The 16,368-nt window shown below is 42.6% G+C and carries 12 protein-coding genes and 1 pseudogene; 8 read left to right on the top strand and 5 right to left on the bottom strand.

Going from position 1 to position 16,368, the window contains the following annotated elements:
- Positions 1 to 94: 94 nt before the first annotated feature.
- On the bottom strand, positions 95 to 1,180 hold the full coding sequence (locus B2400_RS01585) for an AraC family transcriptional regulator (protein WP_293930365.1): 1,086 nt from the start codon (positions 1,178 to 1,180) through the stop codon (positions 95 to 97).
- A gap of 299 nt (positions 1,181 to 1,479) precedes the next feature.
- Here B2400_RS01585 and B2400_RS01590 point away from each other — a divergent pair, with 299 nt between their 5' ends.
- Both B2400_RS01590 and B2400_RS01595 read left to right on the top strand, forming a co-directional pair.
- A complete protein-coding gene (locus B2400_RS01590; RefSeq protein WP_293930367.1) occupies positions 1,480 to 1,899 on the top strand; it encodes a hypothetical protein in 420 nt (139 codons plus the stop codon).
- Positions 1,869 to 2,723: pseudogene (locus tag B2400_RS01595) on the top strand (CotH kinase family protein); the annotation flags it as partial. The gene B2400_RS01590 and the pseudogene B2400_RS01595, both read left to right, overlap by 31 nt.
- A 58-nt stretch (positions 2,724 to 2,781) precedes the next feature.
- Here the strand turns inward: B2400_RS01595 and B2400_RS01600 are convergent.
- The 3 genes from B2400_RS01600 to B2400_RS01610 form a co-directional block, all read right to left on the bottom strand.
- Positions 2,782 to 4,212, bottom strand: coding sequence for a hypothetical protein (locus tag B2400_RS01600; protein WP_293930369.1), 1,431 nt, complete (start codon positions 4,210 to 4,212; stop codon positions 2,782 to 2,784).
- A gap of 209 nt (positions 4,213 to 4,421) precedes the next feature.
- Entirely contained in the window at positions 4,422 to 6,755 is a 2,334-nt protein-coding gene (locus B2400_RS01605) for a glycoside hydrolase family 95 protein (RefSeq protein WP_293930371.1), read from the bottom strand.
- A gap of 1 nt (position 6,756) precedes the next feature.
- Entirely contained in the window at positions 6,757 to 8,658 is a 1,902-nt protein-coding gene (locus B2400_RS01610; protein WP_149524887.1) for an alpha-L-fucosidase, read from the bottom strand.
- Positions 8,659 to 8,850: 192 nt separating this feature from the next.
- Here B2400_RS01610 and B2400_RS01615 point away from each other — a divergent pair, with 192 nt between their 5' ends.
- Positions 8,851 to 9,141, top strand: coding sequence for a hypothetical protein (locus tag B2400_RS01615; protein ID WP_293930373.1), 291 nt, complete (start codon positions 8,851 to 8,853; stop codon positions 9,139 to 9,141).
- Positions 9,142 to 9,396: 255 nt separating this feature from the next.
- Complete coding sequence (locus B2400_RS01620; RefSeq protein ID WP_293930375.1) at positions 9,397 to 10,566, top strand: trans-sulfuration enzyme family protein; 1,170 nt, start codon at positions 9,397 to 9,399, stop codon at positions 10,564 to 10,566.
- A 393-nt stretch (positions 10,567 to 10,959) separates the two neighbouring features.
- Here B2400_RS01620 and tpx read toward each other — a convergent pair whose 3' ends face one another.
- Positions 10,960 to 11,457, bottom strand: a complete 498-nt coding sequence (gene tpx, locus B2400_RS01625; protein ID WP_149524884.1) for a thiol peroxidase — start codon at positions 11,455 to 11,457, stop codon at positions 10,960 to 10,962.
- Between the two features lie 175 nt (positions 11,458 to 11,632).
- Here tpx and B2400_RS01630 point away from each other — a divergent pair, with 175 nt between their 5' ends.
- The 4 genes from B2400_RS01630 (at position 11,633) to recA (ending at position 16,177) form a co-directional block, all read left to right on the top strand.
- Positions 11,633 to 12,853, top strand: a complete 1,221-nt coding sequence (locus B2400_RS01630) for an OmpP1/FadL family transporter (RefSeq protein ID WP_149524883.1) — start codon at positions 11,633 to 11,635, stop codon at positions 12,851 to 12,853.
- Positions 12,854 to 12,872: 19 nt separating this feature from the next.
- On the top strand, positions 12,873 to 14,198 hold the full coding sequence (locus tag B2400_RS01635; protein ID WP_293930377.1) for an SGNH/GDSL hydrolase family protein: 1,326 nt from the start codon (positions 12,873 to 12,875) through the stop codon (positions 14,196 to 14,198).
- Positions 14,199 to 14,348: 150 nt separating this feature from the next.
- Positions 14,349 to 15,020 (top strand): endonuclease III, encoded by a 672-nt coding sequence (gene nth / locus B2400_RS01640; protein ID WP_149524881.1) that lies wholly within the window; start codon positions 14,349 to 14,351, stop codon positions 15,018 to 15,020.
- Positions 15,021 to 15,151: 131 nt separating this feature from the next.
- Positions 15,152 to 16,177 (top strand): recombinase RecA, encoded by a 1,026-nt coding sequence (recA, locus tag B2400_RS01645; RefSeq protein WP_260039586.1) that lies wholly within the window; start codon positions 15,152 to 15,154, stop codon positions 16,175 to 16,177.
- Positions 16,178 to 16,368 lie beyond the last annotated feature (191 nt).

The raw sequence follows: 16,368 nt of genomic DNA on the forward strand, positions 1-16,368 counted from the left end.
CGATAGCCTCTCTTTTTTATCTAAACGTCTCTACTTTCAAAGTTCCTCACGAACCTTCACTCCTATTGGAGTTTTAATGGAAACATGAAATTCTCTATGTCATACTGAAATCCATTCGACGTAAGTATTCTCGCGGGTCCACGGAGTATTGCTTTCTGAAAGCTCTATAAAACTTATACTTATTCGCAAAACCGGCTTCATTGGCAAGGTTCAATATTCCTTTGGCAGAACAATCGATATGCTGGCAATGATCCACAAAATAACGAATGCGATGTTTGTCCAAATAATCTTCAAAACTAATACCTAAGCCCTGCTCTAATATGATGGATAGGTTTTTGGGATCTATTTCCAAGATGGCAGCTAAGTCACGGATATGAAAATTCTTCATCCGGAACAGACGTTTCTCTATGATGTATTTATCTGCTGTTGCAATGTAATTATTCCAAGTACGGACGGTCGTTTGATGCGCATATCCACTTTTTAGCTCGGCGTCCGGTAATATTATCTTCCGATATTTTGAAACCGCGATGTGCAGCCCTTTAAAATACAAGGTATAATAGATTCCAATCAAGAACAGCAGCGCTGTTTCCTGTACCGGAAACTCCACGATTGTCTCCACTCCGACAAAGAATGCGCGCAGGAATACAAAGGCGACCAGGGCCAGTTTTAAAGCCACGAACAAGAACCCTAGCTGACCATCAATCGAAGAAAGATAATAGGATAGCTGATCTCGTTTTGCGTAAAGCAAGGATAGTTCATATAACACTACCAAAGCGAGCAGGACATTTTTACCTTGGTGGAACATCCAATTTAAATAATAATGAACAATACTATCTAATATCTGTGCTTCATACCCCGCATATAACAACAGGAAAACAATAAACAGGATAAAAGGAAATACAGCCAAAAGAATTAAATAGCCGGACGTTCTACGTTCAACAAAGATATTTCTGACGTAAATAAGCGACAGCGTGATAATACAAACTCCAATTGTTCCGGCATAAAATAGAGCGACAGGACTGTCAAAACTAGGCCTTGCGAAGCTAGCGATAATCACTGATAAACAACAAACAACTAATATATTGATTAATTTTCCTCGCTCATCCCGCATCGACCTCTTCGTAAAGTAAAGCCAAGAAAATAGTAATTGGAGTATAACAACAACCAAAATAAGTACCATATAACAAGTTTACTTTTATTGTATTAATAAATTAAAAACGCTTTATTAAATTTCTACTTGAATAAGCACTTTAGGTAACCCCTTACCGAATAACCTGTCTCATATCTTATATCTCACAAAAACGCCATACCATTTCCCTTTTTCAATAACAATTCATAACAAACATATAACCACCTGTATTCCAATCCATTGGAAGACAAAAGACATATCTCATTTCCAAAAAAGGAAAGTCAACATTGTCAACGCCGACCAATCGCTCTCGTGCGCGATGTAACTTTAACATTCCAAACCAACCATCTATGAGATTGAAACTAAACATCTATTACAGTATGTTATCATGCTGTTTATTTCTGGCTTGTACAAGCCCAACCGAGTCCGATCCTGTCCCGGATATTGATGAGAAAGCAGAGCTTGACGAATCTATTGCTGCAAAGATCCCACATGTTTACATCACGACAGATGGCGGAGTTGCTATCACGAGCAAAGATGATTATGTAAATGCGGAGGTAAGCATCAATGGAAATTCCGTTCAAGCCGACCTAGACAAAAAGAAAACACGAATTAAAGGTCGTGGAAATAGCACGTGGTTCTTTCCTAAAAAACCTTACCGTCTGAAGCTGGATGAAAACGCCAGTATTTTGGACTCCCTGCTGCCAAAGATTGGGTACTCCTTGCAAACTATCAGGATTATACCCTCATGTGCAATGGTATCGCCATGAAGGTCGGTCAGCAGCTCTCTATGCCTTTTACCAACAGTATCGTCCCTGTTGATGTTACGCTAAATGGGCAGTACTTGGGAAATTACATGCTCACCCAACAAGTCGAAGTAAAATCATCACGCATCAATATCGGTGATGACGGTGTGCTTCTAGAGATGGATACCTATTTCGACGAAGAATTCAAATTTAAATCGGCGGCCCTACAACTACCTATGATGATCAAGGCACCAGATATCGAGTCCGATGCACAATTTAACAGCATTAAAAAAGAATTTGAAGATTTCGAGAAACTACTTGTCGACAGCAAATTCCCTAACAATGGATATGGCAATTTGTTCGACAAACAGCAGCTCGTCAACTACCCTATTCTTAACACGCTGGTTGGCAACATGGAAATCAATCACCCTAAAAGCACCTATATCCATAAAAAAGCCAATGGAAAATATACCATGGGGCCAATCTGGGATTTTGATTCCGCCTTTGGACATGATGACGGTTTGAAAACCTACTTCAATTACGTAGACATAGCGTTGCTACGCGATACTGACAACCGACTTGGAAGCAAATTCTTCAAGATCTTCATGAAAGATCCCGAAGTGGTACAACTCTATAAAACCACTTGGACGAACTATAAAAACAACAAACTAGACGCCCTGCTCACTTATATTGAAGAATACGCCGCAAGCATCCGCGAATCTAAAAAGCAAGATTTTGCAATCTGGAAATTCGGCAGCAACGATCTTCCGACAGCGAAAAAGGATATGAAAATCTTCCTTCGAAAGCGAGCTAATTTCATCGATAACTACATAAAGACATTGCGTTAATCATATGCAATTTGGTGATTAACGGAAGTGGAGCCGCAAGGTTCCACTTCCTATTAACCTAATCATGGTCAAACTGTACCACCTTCTCTCCATCCCATTCTTCTTGAAGACTCACTTCGAAACCTCCAAACCCAGTCGTAGGTGGCAATAAGGGCCCTTTAAAAACCAATTGCATATTGTTCCTGCTAGTACCCTGCACCTCAAACGTCCGCAAGACCTTTTCCTCTTCCATCACCTCGACTCTATATTTCAGATCCCTTTCCATAGCTTCCAACCCCAGAAACTCGTTGAATACCACCGTTCTCTCTCGCACAGCATTGAAATCGATTAAATAAGGTTTCCGTGGTTTGGATTCTACTGCCGTGGGAAGCACAATCGAAAAGGGATTCCATGTATAGCGATGATGAGCAGGATACACGCGAAGTTGAGTTACTCTACTAGGAGCCACAGCATCTGTAAACTCAAATCGAACCTGACTGTAAGCTCTTCGCAACGCTATCTTTTGGGAGAACGAGCGATCGACCTTAAAGGTATCAATTGAACCGAAGATACGCCCATCGAGCTCCATACTATCACGGAGATAAAAGTCATTCTTTGCATTGATAACTTCAGGAAAAAAAGGATCGTTCACCGAATTATTGTAGACGGTGGCAGTACTATACTCTCCGAATGGTAATTCCACACGTAAACTTTGTGCACTATTTTTAGCGTCGAAACTACCGCGATCTACAATCAAATTGTTTTTCTGATCAAAAATAAAATAGTGTATGTCGTTCTTCAATTTATCGTTCCGAACATTTCGAATCCCCGACACTCGTATATTATCTACCCAAACAGCGGACCTGCTCCGATTAAAATGTTTATTATCGCTGTACTGCACCCGATTCACGCTTAAAAATAAATACATCGTATCCTTATCCTGAAAAGATAAATCTCTAAGATCGAATGATAGCGTGTTCTTCCTAAAATCCAACTGTTCTTTTGGGATTGATATTTGTTTTCCCACTAAGCTCAACACTGATGTACGAGAAAAGCCATATTCGAGCTCAACTCCTAGCGCACTATACTTGCTCAAGCCGAGTTCAACGTTCAGCTTATCCAAACGTCGGATATCCGCCGCTGGAATGGGCAGTATAAACGCACTTACTACCCTTGCTTCCAACAACTTGTTTGAAACAGCAGAATTCGGAAAACCGTTGAGAAAGGAGTGCGCTGTACTGGCTGGAAAAAAGGAAAGTGCAATTGCCGACTGCTGATAGTAGTCGCTTAAAAGAGATGCTGCATCGAAGGACCAATAATACAAGGTCGTTGGAAATTCATCAACATTCCGTGCCTGCGTTTTGAGAGCGTTGCTATGCTCATCCGCTTGACCGGACGTTATCGGACGGACTCTTGTTTCAAAACCCGAAAAATTCAAATCAACGAGGTAGGTATCGCCCTCGATATTCGGGGTTTCATTTCGCGGCGTACAGCCTGCGATTATACCCATAGATATTAGCACTAGACCTATCGCCTGGCTAAATCCCAAAACTCTATTTTTCAATATATTAATCATAATCATCCTTATTTTATATTGAAAAAAAATAGAAGAAAGAAATTACTTACACCCTATTTTCAGGTTAAGTTTAAAATAACGAACCCCTAAATTCATTGAGTACCTCAACGAAATTTAGGGGTCAAAAACCTATGTAACAATAGTTATTTTATTAGGGAAACTTTCACGTCTTGTAGTGCACCATTTACCAGTACTTTCACGTTTCCCGCTTTCGCCGCTGAAATACGATAATCAACAACTTGACCGTTTCGCCATTTTATATCAACAGTGAAATTACCTCGCGCTTTCAGACCTTTCAGTTCACCATCCTTCCAAATTCCTGGTAAGGCAGGTAATAAATGAATATAGCCATCGTGGCTCTGCAACAGCATCTCAGCTATACCCGCCGAACCACCGAAATTACCATCGATTTGAAAAGGCGGATGCGCACAGAACAAGTTTGGATAGGTTCCGGCACCCGACCCCGAATAAGAAGTCGCACCGACTGTCGCCGGGCGCAACAGCTGTCTAAGGATCTCTAAAGCGTGGTCTCCATCATGCAGTCGAGCCCAAAACAAAATCTTCCAAGCGCGCGACCAGCCTGTCCCCTCGTCGCCGCGAACCGCTAAGGTTTTCTTTGCCGCCTCAGCCCATTCCGGGCTGCTGACAGGTGATATAAAATTGGCCGGATACAACCCGTATAAATGAGAAACATGGCGATGCTCCGGATCTGTTTCTTCATAGTCCGTTAACCATTCCATTACCCTGCCCGATTTACTGATCTGTACAGCGGGCGGAATAAGTTTCAAATCCTGCTGTAAGCTATCAGAAAATGCTTCATCCTCACCCAACTCCTTTCCCGCAGCGATAACAGCCTGATAGAGCTCGCGCACAATTTGATTATCTATTGTAGGCCCCATCACCACCGCAGCACGCTTGCCATTGGCTAACTTGAAGCCATTCTCCGGTGAAATAGAAGGCGAAGTAACCAGCCAACCAGTCTTCGGATCCTTCACTAAGGTCGCCTTATAAAATACCGCTGCACCCTTCAGAACAGGATATACCTCTTTCAAATACGCCTTATCCTGGGTAAACAGATAATGCTCCCACAAATGATTGCAAAGCCATCCCGACGCGGTACTCGCTCCCCAGGAGGCACTCTCCCCGGGAGCCGAAAATCCCCAAACGTTCGTGATCATGTAGACCACCCAACCCGGCGCATTGTAATACGCCTTCGCAGTCTTCTCTCCTTCCTTCGCAATCTTTTTGATCAGATTGATAAAGGGCTTATGATATTCCGATAAGTTGCTCACTTCAACGCCCCAATGGTTCATTTGCGCATTGATGTTCAAATGATAATCGCCATTCCATGGCGTCTGGATACGATGCGCCCATAAACCCTGCAGATTCGGTGGCAATGCATTTGGGAAATCTGGAGCCGCACTCGATAGGCTCAGATATCGACCGTATTGATAATACAGTGCTGCCAAACCCGGATCCGATGCTGGATCTTGATAGAAATTAGCTATCCGCTGAGGCGTTGGTACCGATTCCTGACTCCTATCTTGGGCAAGTTTTAAATCTACACGTGAGAATAACGGCTCGTAGGCCTTTTGATGTGCCTTTGCTAATTGCTTGTAGGATTTACCTTTCAACTTATCCATCTCTGCCGTAACGTACGCTACTGGGTCATGATCGTAATAATCTGTGCTGGCAACAAACAAAACCAATGCCTCATCGGCCTTTTTTATCACGAGCTGATTATCATAGTTCATCAGCGAACCACCTTTTGCAATGACCTTGATCTTCGCTGCAAAGCGCATTCCATCGCCGCCCTTACCGTCGGGCAAACGCCCCTCGATCGTTATTTCGTTATCCTTGATCTGATAGGACTTGATATTTTCATCTCTATAGAAATGTAGCGCAAAGCCAATAGACTTTCGCTTATTCGCCGTCAAATGAACGACGCCTGCGTTGTCCGCAAAGGAAGTAAAATAGTCACGTTGATACTTTACTCCTGCTGCCGTAAAGCTAGTCTGCGCACGTGCGGTAGAGATATCCAGAGAGCGCTGGTAGTTACTAACCTCGTCGATATCGAAATGCAGAAAATTCAGAAAGCCAAAATTTTGGAAACAGCCGTAGGGCTGCAATGCTCCCTTCCCACCACCTGAGCCTGCCCCGGTACATACGAAGTTTTGATTGACTAATTGCTCCGCTAAGTCGTTTCTACCTTGAAAAAGCAGCTCTTGTATCTTGGAAACACTCTTATGTGCGTCATAATTGTTTGCATCCTGCGGACTTCCAGACCATAAAGAGATCTCATTCAAAACCAGCTGCTCATCGGATACTTTCCCATCGGGCATCATCCCAATCAAACCGTTCCCTAGGGGCAAAGTCTCTTCCCAATGTTTCGCAGGCTGATCATAACGAAGCTTCATGTCCTGCGCAGATGAAAAGGAAACAAAACCTGATAAAACGACGGCAAGTATATACCTCATATTATTTTACAAATAAATCAAACTCGGCAACAGAGAAAGCTTTATCCTCACTTAACACTTCGATAGGTTCAAATCGAATATAATGGGCCTCAACGGGCGTAGAAAAATTGATCATCTGTGCGGTTGCATTTGCCTTTATATTCGAAAACTCGCCGATAGCGACAGTTTGCCAAGCTTTCCCATCTTTACTGCTATAGACTTTATATTTCGTCGGCACACCAGCAAGCTTTGCATCTTGTCGTGGCGTATATTGCATCCCCGTCAGCCATTCATTCTTTGTTAAGCGGATCTCAATAAATTTGCTTCTGCTGGTCGTGGTCTCCCAAATACTTCTCAAATTATTGTCGATCGCATTGCTAACATGCTTATCTGCCGAAATAATTGTCATGTCCTGTTTCGCAACGCGCTTGCGTTCTGTCGTTGCCAATCCAAAATTCGATGCTGCCTCTTTAAACAACGCAAACTCGCTTAAAGTTGGCGCTACGGGTGCGAATAAGTCAACCTTCAAACGCTGCGCCGTTACCGGACTCGCTAATTTAATTAAGCGATTTGCGCCGATACTCGTCGCCTCGCCGATTAATTTCCAACTGCTATTTTCCCAAACTGAGATCTTCACACTGTCTAAACGCTGACCAAGCTTAATGTTTTCGCGTAAACGAATCAAATCAAATGTCTGCGCACTTGGTAGGGAAATCTCAACGCTGGGATTCAATACCTGATCATCCGACGCATAGTACGAGTAACGATCGCCATCAAACAATTTTGCGGTCGAAAACTGCTCGTGGTTCTCTCGCACATTGCTTGCCTTCGCCATCGCCCCTGCTGTCAGGTCAGTTTTAAAGGTTTCTTTCAACTTCTGTCCAAAGGATTTTAAAGATAAAATATCGTTATCATGTAAGATACCCTCCGGCATTGGCGCTAAACCTAGGTTCATTCCTCCCCCTCTGCCTACGGACTTCAGGTAGATTTCAAATAACTGATCCGGAGTCTTCACACGATCATTCTGATCCTCGTGGTAAAACCATCCCGGTCGCTGCGGAACATCACACTCTGCAGGAATCCAATATTCCCCACCACGATCTCCTGTGGACAAATTGGTTTCATCAACCTGTCCCGGCACCGGAGGTTTGCCGTCTTTACTTTTTGGCGTCAATGTTGACCAAGAAGTTTCGGCTGCAAAGCCTTTCTCATTCCCCACCCAGCGCATGTCTGGTCCGACGTCAGAAAAAATCATCGCCATCGGCTGCAGCTTGCGCACGATAGGCCAGGTTTTTTCATGCCACTCATAGTAAGTAGAACGGTCGATCGTTCGCTTTTCGTTTTTCCCGCCATAGTAGCCATCCCCGCCATTGGCGCCATCATGCCATGATGTAAATAGCTCGCCATAATTGCTCATCAATTCGGTTAATTGCTCTCGATATGCATCGGCATAAGCTTTTGTCCCGTAACGAGTATCATTACGATCCCAAGCAGATAGGTACACGCCAAACTGCAGTCCATTGGCATGCGACGCTTTCTTAAACTCGCGGACCATATCCCCTTTGCCTTCTTTCCATGGCGAACTCGCTACCGAATACTCGGTCGTAGCCGTGGGCCATAAACAAAAACCATCGTGATGTTTTGCCACCGAAATCAGCCCTTTAAAACCTCCAGCAGCTGCCGCAGCAGCAATCTGATTGGCGTCAAATTTCGTCGGATTAAATATTTTGGGATCAGCATCCCCATAGCCCCACTCCTTATTTTGAAAAGTTGTCGGCGTAAAATGAATCAAGGTGTACATTTCCATCTCATGCCAACGCAACTGGCGCTCAGATGGGGTTGCGCCATACGGCGCGGGCTCTGTTTGAGCCATACTTAAAAAAGGAGTAAATAATAGGATAGATAATAGTTTAGTTCTTTTCATATAACGCTAAATGTGCCCTCAAGATACTCAATTCGAAAACGAATAAAAAGATTACCGATTAGAATGTTACCCTCATAAACGTATCGATAAACGATTTATTCCAACCTAGTTAAAATATTATCCAAAAAACTTGCAGCAATCGTTTCTAATATTTTACTTTGTATTTCAAAGTACTTTTAATAACAAAAGATTATGATAACAAATCACACCCCACAACGCTGGATCTATTTTATCCCTGTCGTTCTTTTATGCATTCCGATAGTAGCTATGCAATTTACAAATGAGGTTAATTGGAACGCATTCGACTTTTTGGTAGCGGGCATTCTATTATTCGGTACGATCTTCATTATCGACCTCTTGTGGAGAAACGTAAAGAACAAAAGAAACTTTTGGATTGGAACCGCAATCGTCCTTTTCCTGTTGATCATTCTTTGGGCGGAATTGGCGGTCGGCATTTTCGGAAGTCCAATCGCTGGAAGTTAATCGTGCTCAGCAAACAAATTTCTTCTACTGAGCTCCGAAAAGTCAACAACATATCTGTCCCAATGTATAGCCCTTTCAAAGCCGTTCGCGAGCGGTTGTGAAAGGGTTTTAGATTGGGTTTGAAAGGGCTTTGAAAGGGTTATAAGCAAACGTTTCCCCATGCTGGCACCGAAGAGGCCATCACTCAAAAAAAAATCAAAAATAAATTCGACAAGATTAGTAGTTTATGCATAAAAGTAAATAAATTTGCTCATCATGAACAACGAACAATCCAAAATCATCCGCGAGCAAGCACAGCGCTCCGCACTACGCGAACACTCTGTTCCTCTTTACCTTACCTCAAGTTTTATTTTTGACAGTGCCGATCAAGGGCGTGCTGTTTTTGCAGAAGAAGAGGAAGGGATGGTTTATTCTCGTTATGCGAATCCGAACACAACAGAATTTATCAATAAGGTTTGTCTGTTAGAAAATGCAGAGGCTGGTTTAGCGTTTGCTTCGGGCATGGGAGCAGTTTTTGCGACCTTCGCGGGGTTCATTGAAAGTGGTGACCACATCGTGTCCTCACGCGCGATTTTCGGATCTACGCATCAGTTGTTCACGCAGCTATTCCCACGTTGGGGTGTCACCACGACTTATGTGGATGCCATCAATCAAGACGAGTGGGAAAAAGCCATCCAACCCAATACGAAGTTTATATTCTTAGAGTCGCCCTCCAACCCTGGCCTTGAATTGGTCGATCTAGAATGGCTCGGCGGACTTAAAAAGAAATATCCACATATCATTTTTGCCATAGATAACTGCTTCGCAACGCCTTACCTACAGAAACCCTTGCAATATGGTTTCGATCTTTCCATCCACTCGGCAACAAAATATATGGACGGTCAAGGTCGCGTGTTGGGTGGCGTAGTCGTGGGAAAGAAAGAATTGATGGATAAAATGATGTTCTTGATTCGCCATACCGGTCCTTCCATGTCGCCATTTAATGCTTGGGTACTTTCAAAGAGTATCGAAACATTAGGAATGCGCATGGACAGACACTGTTCGAATGCGCTGGCATTAGCGCAAACTTTAGAGCAGCATCCCGAAATTGCCGACGTTAAATACCCTTTCCTACCCTCGCACCCGCAGTATGAATTGGCGAAAAAGCAGATGAAAGCAGGCGGTGGTATCGTGACGTTTGAAGTGAAAGGCGGAAAAGACCGCGCATTCAAATTTTTGGATGCCCTCAAAATGATAAAATACACCTCCAACCTCGGTGATGCCCGCAGTATCGCGACGCATCCGGCAACAACAACGCACTCTAAACTCTCCGAAGCCGAACGCGAAAAGCTAGGTATCCGCCCCGGAACGGTGCGCCTTTCCGTAGGTATCGAAGAACAGGACGATATTATCGGCGATATTTTGCAGGCGTTGGGGGCGAGCTAGATATTAGACATTAGATATAAGATTTTAGACCTTGAGCGGACTGTAATGGTTCGCTTTTTTGTTTTTAAGGGGGTTGTTTTGAACTTTTGGTTAGAAAGGAAATTTTGTTTTGAATTAGGAAATGAAGTGAAGTTTGTCTTGAACCAGGAAAGGAAGGATGCAAGGATGGTCAGGATCAGGTATAGTGTCGTATAGTGGTATGCACATTTACGGTATTGATATCATGCGTTTAGTGAAACGTCTCCTATAAAAATACAATCGATCATACGTCACATTGCCCGATCCTGACCATCCTTGCACCCTTCCTTTCCTGGTTCAAAACAACCCACAAATAAAGGCGCCTAATCGGCGCCCTACTCTAAGATCTAATGTCTAAAATCTTATATCTAATATTTAAATACTAGCCAGTGCTTTATCATAATCCGGCTCTTCGGTAGTTTCTTCTACCTGCTCGGTATAAACTACTTTACCTTCTTCGTCGATTACCACTACGGAGCGGCTCAATAGACCTGCTAGAGGACCGTCTGCGAACTTAACGCCGTAAGCGTCTGCGAAAGCATTGTCTTTAAAGTCTGATAGGGTGATTACATTTTCGATTCCCTCTGCTGCACAGAAGCGCGAGTGTGCAAAAGGAAGATCTTTAGAGATACCTAAAACCACTGTATTATCTAAGCTTGTTGCCTTTTCGTTGAATTGGCGTACAGACGCGGCGCATGTACCAGTATCGATACTCGGGAATATATTTAAAATAACTTTCTTACCTTTGAAGTCGCTCAATGACTTAGAAGAAAGGTCGCCTGCTGTTAGTGTAAAGTTTGGAGCAGTATCGCCTACTTTAGGTAGGTTTCCTTCCGAATGAACTGCGTTGCCCTTGAATTTAATTTGTGCCATAATATCTTTTAGAATTGTATTCCTAAAGATAACCATTTAATATGCAAATATGTTTGAACGATATTCATTTACTCGCATATTATTAAATTGTGACAAATATTTTTATTTTAATTAATAAAAAAATGCTATGTTAGCATATCAAATCTAATTTGAAAAAACGCTAATCAATATTTATATGAAACGATTATTACTGAGTTTGTTATTAGCTTCCCCTATTCTATTGCATGCACAAGGCTCGCAAGTGAATACGCAAAGTCAGAAAGCCGTAGGTATGGCCGGCGCAGGTTCTGCACTATTTATAGATGAAACATCTATATTTTACAACCCGGGTGCATTAGTAAAGATGGACCACAACGCCATTCAGGTAGGTGCTAGTGCTGTTATGTACCGATCTGCTTTCCGTGAACATGGAAGTACGGAATCACACGATACGAAATTTCAAATTTCGCCTCCATTTGGTGCTTATGCTACTTTTGGCCCGAAAAACTCTTGGTGGAAAGCCGGTATCGGCGTTTATACACCTTTCGGTGGCTCGGTAGATTGGGGCAAAGAATGGCCAGGACGCTTCTCTCTGACGCACCTTTCTATGCGCGCAATTTATATACAACCAACATTGAGCTTTAAGCTTACTGAGCAGTTCAGCGTAGGTGGTGGATTTGTTTATAACATCGGATTGGTTGATCTAGGTCGTGCTCTACCTGTGTTCTACCCGGATGGAACTGCCGGACAGGCAACCCTAAAAGGAACAGGTACGGGTATGGGGTATAATGTCGGGGTACACTACAACCTAGAAGATCAATTTGCAATCTCCTTAAGCTACCGTTCGAAAGTTGTTACAAAACTAGAAGGTGGCGATGCTACTTTTGAGGTTCCGACTTCATTGGCAGCAAACTTCCCTAATGGTAAATTCGACGCCGAATTGCCTTTACCTTCTACATTCAACATCGGTATCGCATTCCCACTGAGCGATAAAGTTCAAGCCGCAATCGACGGATCATTGATCAACTACGATATCTACAAAGAATTGGTATTCGATTACGAAACGAACACACCGGTATTGCAAGACACACGTTCGGAGAAGAGATATCAAAATGCCTTCTCGGGTAAAGCAGGTATCAACTACGATGTGAACGATGCATTGGCATTACGTGTAGGTGCGGGTTATGTTTATACGCCGGTTCAAGCGAAATATGTATATCCAGAGACGCCGGATAATAACCGTATCATGGCAGCGGGTGGTGTATCCTACAAGTTCAACCCGAAATGGGAAATGTCTGCAGCTTATGTATTCCAGAAGATCTTGAAGCGTACGACAACCAATGCGGAAACATTGCTTCACGGAGCATACGAAACCAATATCCATGCACCAGGTATCTCCCTGTCTTATAAATGGTAAGCCTTAATTGATGAAAACAATGAAAAAGAACTTTAGATTATATATTGGACTAGCAATTTTAGGACTTGTTAGTTCCTGTAAACCCGAAATTGATGCTCCAACTTTTAGTAAGGGTACAGCAGACTTTTCGAAATATGTAGCCATTGGTAACTCGTTAACATCGGGTTATGCGGATAATGGTCTGTATTTAGAAGGTCAGAAAGTAGCTTTCCCGAACTTGATGGCAGCGCAGATGAAGAATGTGGGTGGGGGCGAGTTTACTTCACCATTCTTCCCGGCAGATAAAGCAAATGGTTCCGGATATATTATGTTGGAATCCCTAGTGGATGGAAATCCTGTGATGAAGCCGGTAACAACTGATTTAGCGATTCGCGGAGCTAATGCAGCTGGGAAACCATTATATATTAAATATACCGACCCTATTCAAAACTTAGGAGTTCCGGGCATGCGTTTAGATATGGCTTTTGCACAGGGTGTAGGAACCGCTAATGGCAATCCCTATTTCGAGCGTCTTTTGCCGGATAATACGCCAGCAACAATGACTTACTTTCAGTATGCTGCAGGTCATGATTATACGTTCTTCTCTTTTTGGTTAGGAAACAATGATGTTTTAGGCTACGCTATGAACGGTGCAGTCTCTACGGTAAATACACCTGTAGGTCCGGTTGAAGATCCAACAAAGAATTTGACATCACTACCTTTATTTACACAGTTATACACGAACTTTATTACCACGTTGACTGCAAAAGGTCAAAAAGGTGTTGTAGCTACGATTCCTGATGTTACGGCTGTGCCTTTCTTAAATACGGTAACTACGGCACGCTTGAACGCAGGTGTAGAAGCGGCATCGCAAGGGGCATTCAAAAATGTGATCATCAAAACAAAAACTGGTGTTCGCCCGGCAACGGCAAAGGATTTATTCCCTTTGACCTTCAATACCGCAGCATTGGGTAAACCAAACGAAGTTGGTCCTGGCTATGGTATCAGTCCAGCGAATCCAATCGAGGACCATAATGTATTGGACGAAGCGGAAGTAGCGCAAGTAAGTGCTCGAGTTAACGAGTTCAACACTGTAATTAAGCAAGTAGCAGAAAGCAAAAGTGTAGCGGTTGCTGATGTACATGCCTTCTTAAATAAAGTTAAGGGTGGCTATGTGTACAATGGAATCGGTATTAGCTCGGCTTTCATTACGGGTAATGCATTCTCATTAGACGGTGTGCACTTAACGCCAATGGGTAATGCAATCGTTGCTAACTTGTTTATTGATGCAATCAACAAGGAGTATAATGCATCCATTCCTAAAGTAGATATCTCTCTTTATAGAGGTGTAAAATATCCGAATTAATTTTGGAAAACTTAACAGAAGGTTAGGGCTGCCCATGTGCAGCCCTTTCTTATTTCCAGACTGCGCGTCTTCTCCTTGAATTTTCTATCAAGCAATTGTAATCTACGCCTGTTAAGCTATCAATTCTCTCAAAGATGCGTATCTTTGACTATGCTTAAGAAAGACAGGTATAAGGCTTTTGTGGAGTATTTTTCTACGCACAATCCGGATGCACAAACTGAGTTAAATTATAGTAATCCCTTCGAATTGTTGGTCGCGGTAATCTTATCGGCACAATGTACCGATAAGCGAATTAATCAGATCACCCCCGCCCTATTTGCGCGTTATCCTGATGCGGAGAGCTTAGCGGAAAGCTCGGTCGATGAGGTATTTTCTTACATCCGTTCGGTGAGCTATCCGAATAATAAGGCCAAACATTTGGTTGGTATGGGACAGAAATTGCTAAGCGAATTTAATGGGGTTGTGCCGGAAAAGATTGAAGACCTTGTGAAACTTCCCGGGGTCGGCAGAAAGACGGCAAATGTGATATCCTCGGTGGTCTACCATAACCCGGCGATGGCTGTTGACACACATGTGTTCCGCGTGGCAAACCGACTTGGTCTAACTTCCAGAGCAACGACTCCCTTGGCGGTAGAGAAGCAATTAGTGAAGTACCTGCCGAAAGATACGATTGCGATTGCGCATCATTGGTTGATTCTTCATGGACGTTATATCTGTCTGGCAAGGAAACCGAAGTGTGAAGAATGTCCGATTACCTATTTCTGCAAATACTTTGAGAAAACCTATAAAGCGAAAGCTATTGTAGAAAAGGACCTAGAATAACAATAAACCTTAACATTTATTTAAATAGAAACAAGTTAACTTTACAGATGGAATATTAAACTAATTTTTTTAGTAAATAATTTTGTATTATTCCATTATTATATTATTTTTGAATTCGATATACTAAAAATATGAGCAACTCAGACAAATTAAAGGCGCTACAGCTTACTTTAGATAAATTAGAAAAATCGTTCGGTAAAGGTACGATCATGAAATTAGGTGATACTGCAGTAGAGCCTATCGAGTCTATTTCTACGGGATCCTTAGGTTTAGATATCGCCTTAGGTATTGGCGGTGTTCCTAAAGGCCGTATCATTGAGATTTACGGTCCTGAATCATCAGGTAAGACAACTTTAGCAACGCATATTGTTGCGGAAGCACAGAAAAAAGGTGGTATTGCTGCAATCATTGATGCGGAGCACGCTTTTGATAAGTACTACGCTCAGAAATTAGGTGTTGATATCGAGAACTTATTGATTTCTCAGCCTGACCATGGTGAGCAAGCGCTAGAAATTGCTGACAACTTAATCCGTTCGGGAGCTATTGATGTCATCGTAATTGACTCGGTTGCTGCATTGGTGCCAAAGGGAGAGATTGAAGGTGAAATGGGTGAGTCGAAGATGGGTCTGCAAGCGCGTTTAATGTCGCAAGCCCTACGTAAGCTTACAGGTACGATCGCAAAAACAAACTGTTGTTGTATATTCATCAACCAATTGCGTGAGAAAATTGGTGTGATGTTCGGTAATCCAGAAACGACTACAGGTGGTAATGCGCTTAAGTTCTACGCTTCTGTTCGTTTAGACATCCGTCGTACATCGCAGATCAAAGATGCTGATGAGGTAGCAGGTAACCGTGTTAAAGTAAAAATCGTTAAGAATAAAGTAGCTCCTCCATTCCGTATTGCTGAATTTGACATTATGTTCGGCGAAGGTATTTCTAAGGTTGGTGAAATCATTGACTTAGGTGTAGAATATGGAATCGTTAAGAAATCAGGTTCTTGGTTTAGCTATGGAGATACAAAATTAGGTCAAGGTCGTGATGCTGTGAAGTCGCTATTGTTAGATAACCCTGATTTATCAGATGAGTTAGAAGCAAAAATTAGAGCAGAGGTTACAGGTCAGAATTTAGACGAGACGATCTTAAACGAAGAAGAATAAGCTTTTTTATTACAATCAAATTCCCACTAGGTTTCAAAAATATGGGAAATATGCAGCAGCTATCTTTGATGGCTGCTGTTTTTTTTCTGAAGGTCTCTGTTTTCAGAGGCCATCAAGAACTTTCGTTCCTGTTGGTGTCTCAATAATGGATGCATGAAAGTTTTTTGATTCCTTGAGGCACCTAAAAAGAA

This window comes from Sphingobacterium sp. UBA6645, from assembly GCF_002455685.1.
Lineage (GTDB): Bacteria > Bacteroidota > Bacteroidia > Sphingobacteriales > Sphingobacteriaceae > Sphingobacterium > Sphingobacterium hotanense.

Excerpts from the sequence above, each read along its gene's own strand:
- B2400_RS01585 (WP_293930365.1), bottom strand. The coding sequence starts at position 1,180 with ATGGTACTTATTTTGGTTGTTGTTATACTCCAATTACTATTTTCTTGG.
- B2400_RS01590 (WP_293930367.1), top strand. The coding sequence starts at position 1,480 with ATGAGATTGAAACTAAACATCTATTACAGTATGTTATCATGCTGTTTA.
- B2400_RS01600 (WP_293930369.1), bottom strand. The coding sequence starts at position 4,212 with ATGGGTATAATCGCAGGCTGTACGCCGCGAAATGAAACCCCGAATATC.
- B2400_RS01605 (WP_293930371.1), bottom strand. The coding sequence starts at position 6,755 with ATGAGGTATATACTTGCCGTCGTTTTATCAGGTTTTGTTTCCTTTTCA.
- B2400_RS01610 (WP_149524887.1), bottom strand. The coding sequence starts at position 8,658 with ATGAAAAGAACTAAACTATTATCTATCCTATTATTTACTCCTTTTTTA.
- B2400_RS01615 (WP_293930373.1), top strand. The coding sequence starts at position 8,851 with ATGATAACAAATCACACCCCACAACGCTGGATCTATTTTATCCCTGTC.
- B2400_RS01620 (WP_293930375.1), top strand. The coding sequence starts at position 9,397 with ATGAACAACGAACAATCCAAAATCATCCGCGAGCAAGCACAGCGCTCC.
- tpx (WP_149524884.1), bottom strand. The coding sequence starts at position 11,457 with ATGGCACAAATTAAATTCAAGGGCAACGCAGTTCATTCGGAAGGAAAC.
- B2400_RS01630 (WP_149524883.1), top strand. The coding sequence starts at position 11,633 with ATGAAACGATTATTACTGAGTTTGTTATTAGCTTCCCCTATTCTATTG.
- B2400_RS01635 (WP_293930377.1), top strand. The coding sequence starts at position 12,873 with ATGAAAAAGAACTTTAGATTATATATTGGACTAGCAATTTTAGGACTT.
- nth (WP_149524881.1), top strand. The coding sequence starts at position 14,349 with ATGCTTAAGAAAGACAGGTATAAGGCTTTTGTGGAGTATTTTTCTACG.
- recA (WP_260039586.1), top strand. The coding sequence starts at position 15,152 with ATGAGCAACTCAGACAAATTAAAGGCGCTACAGCTTACTTTAGATAAA.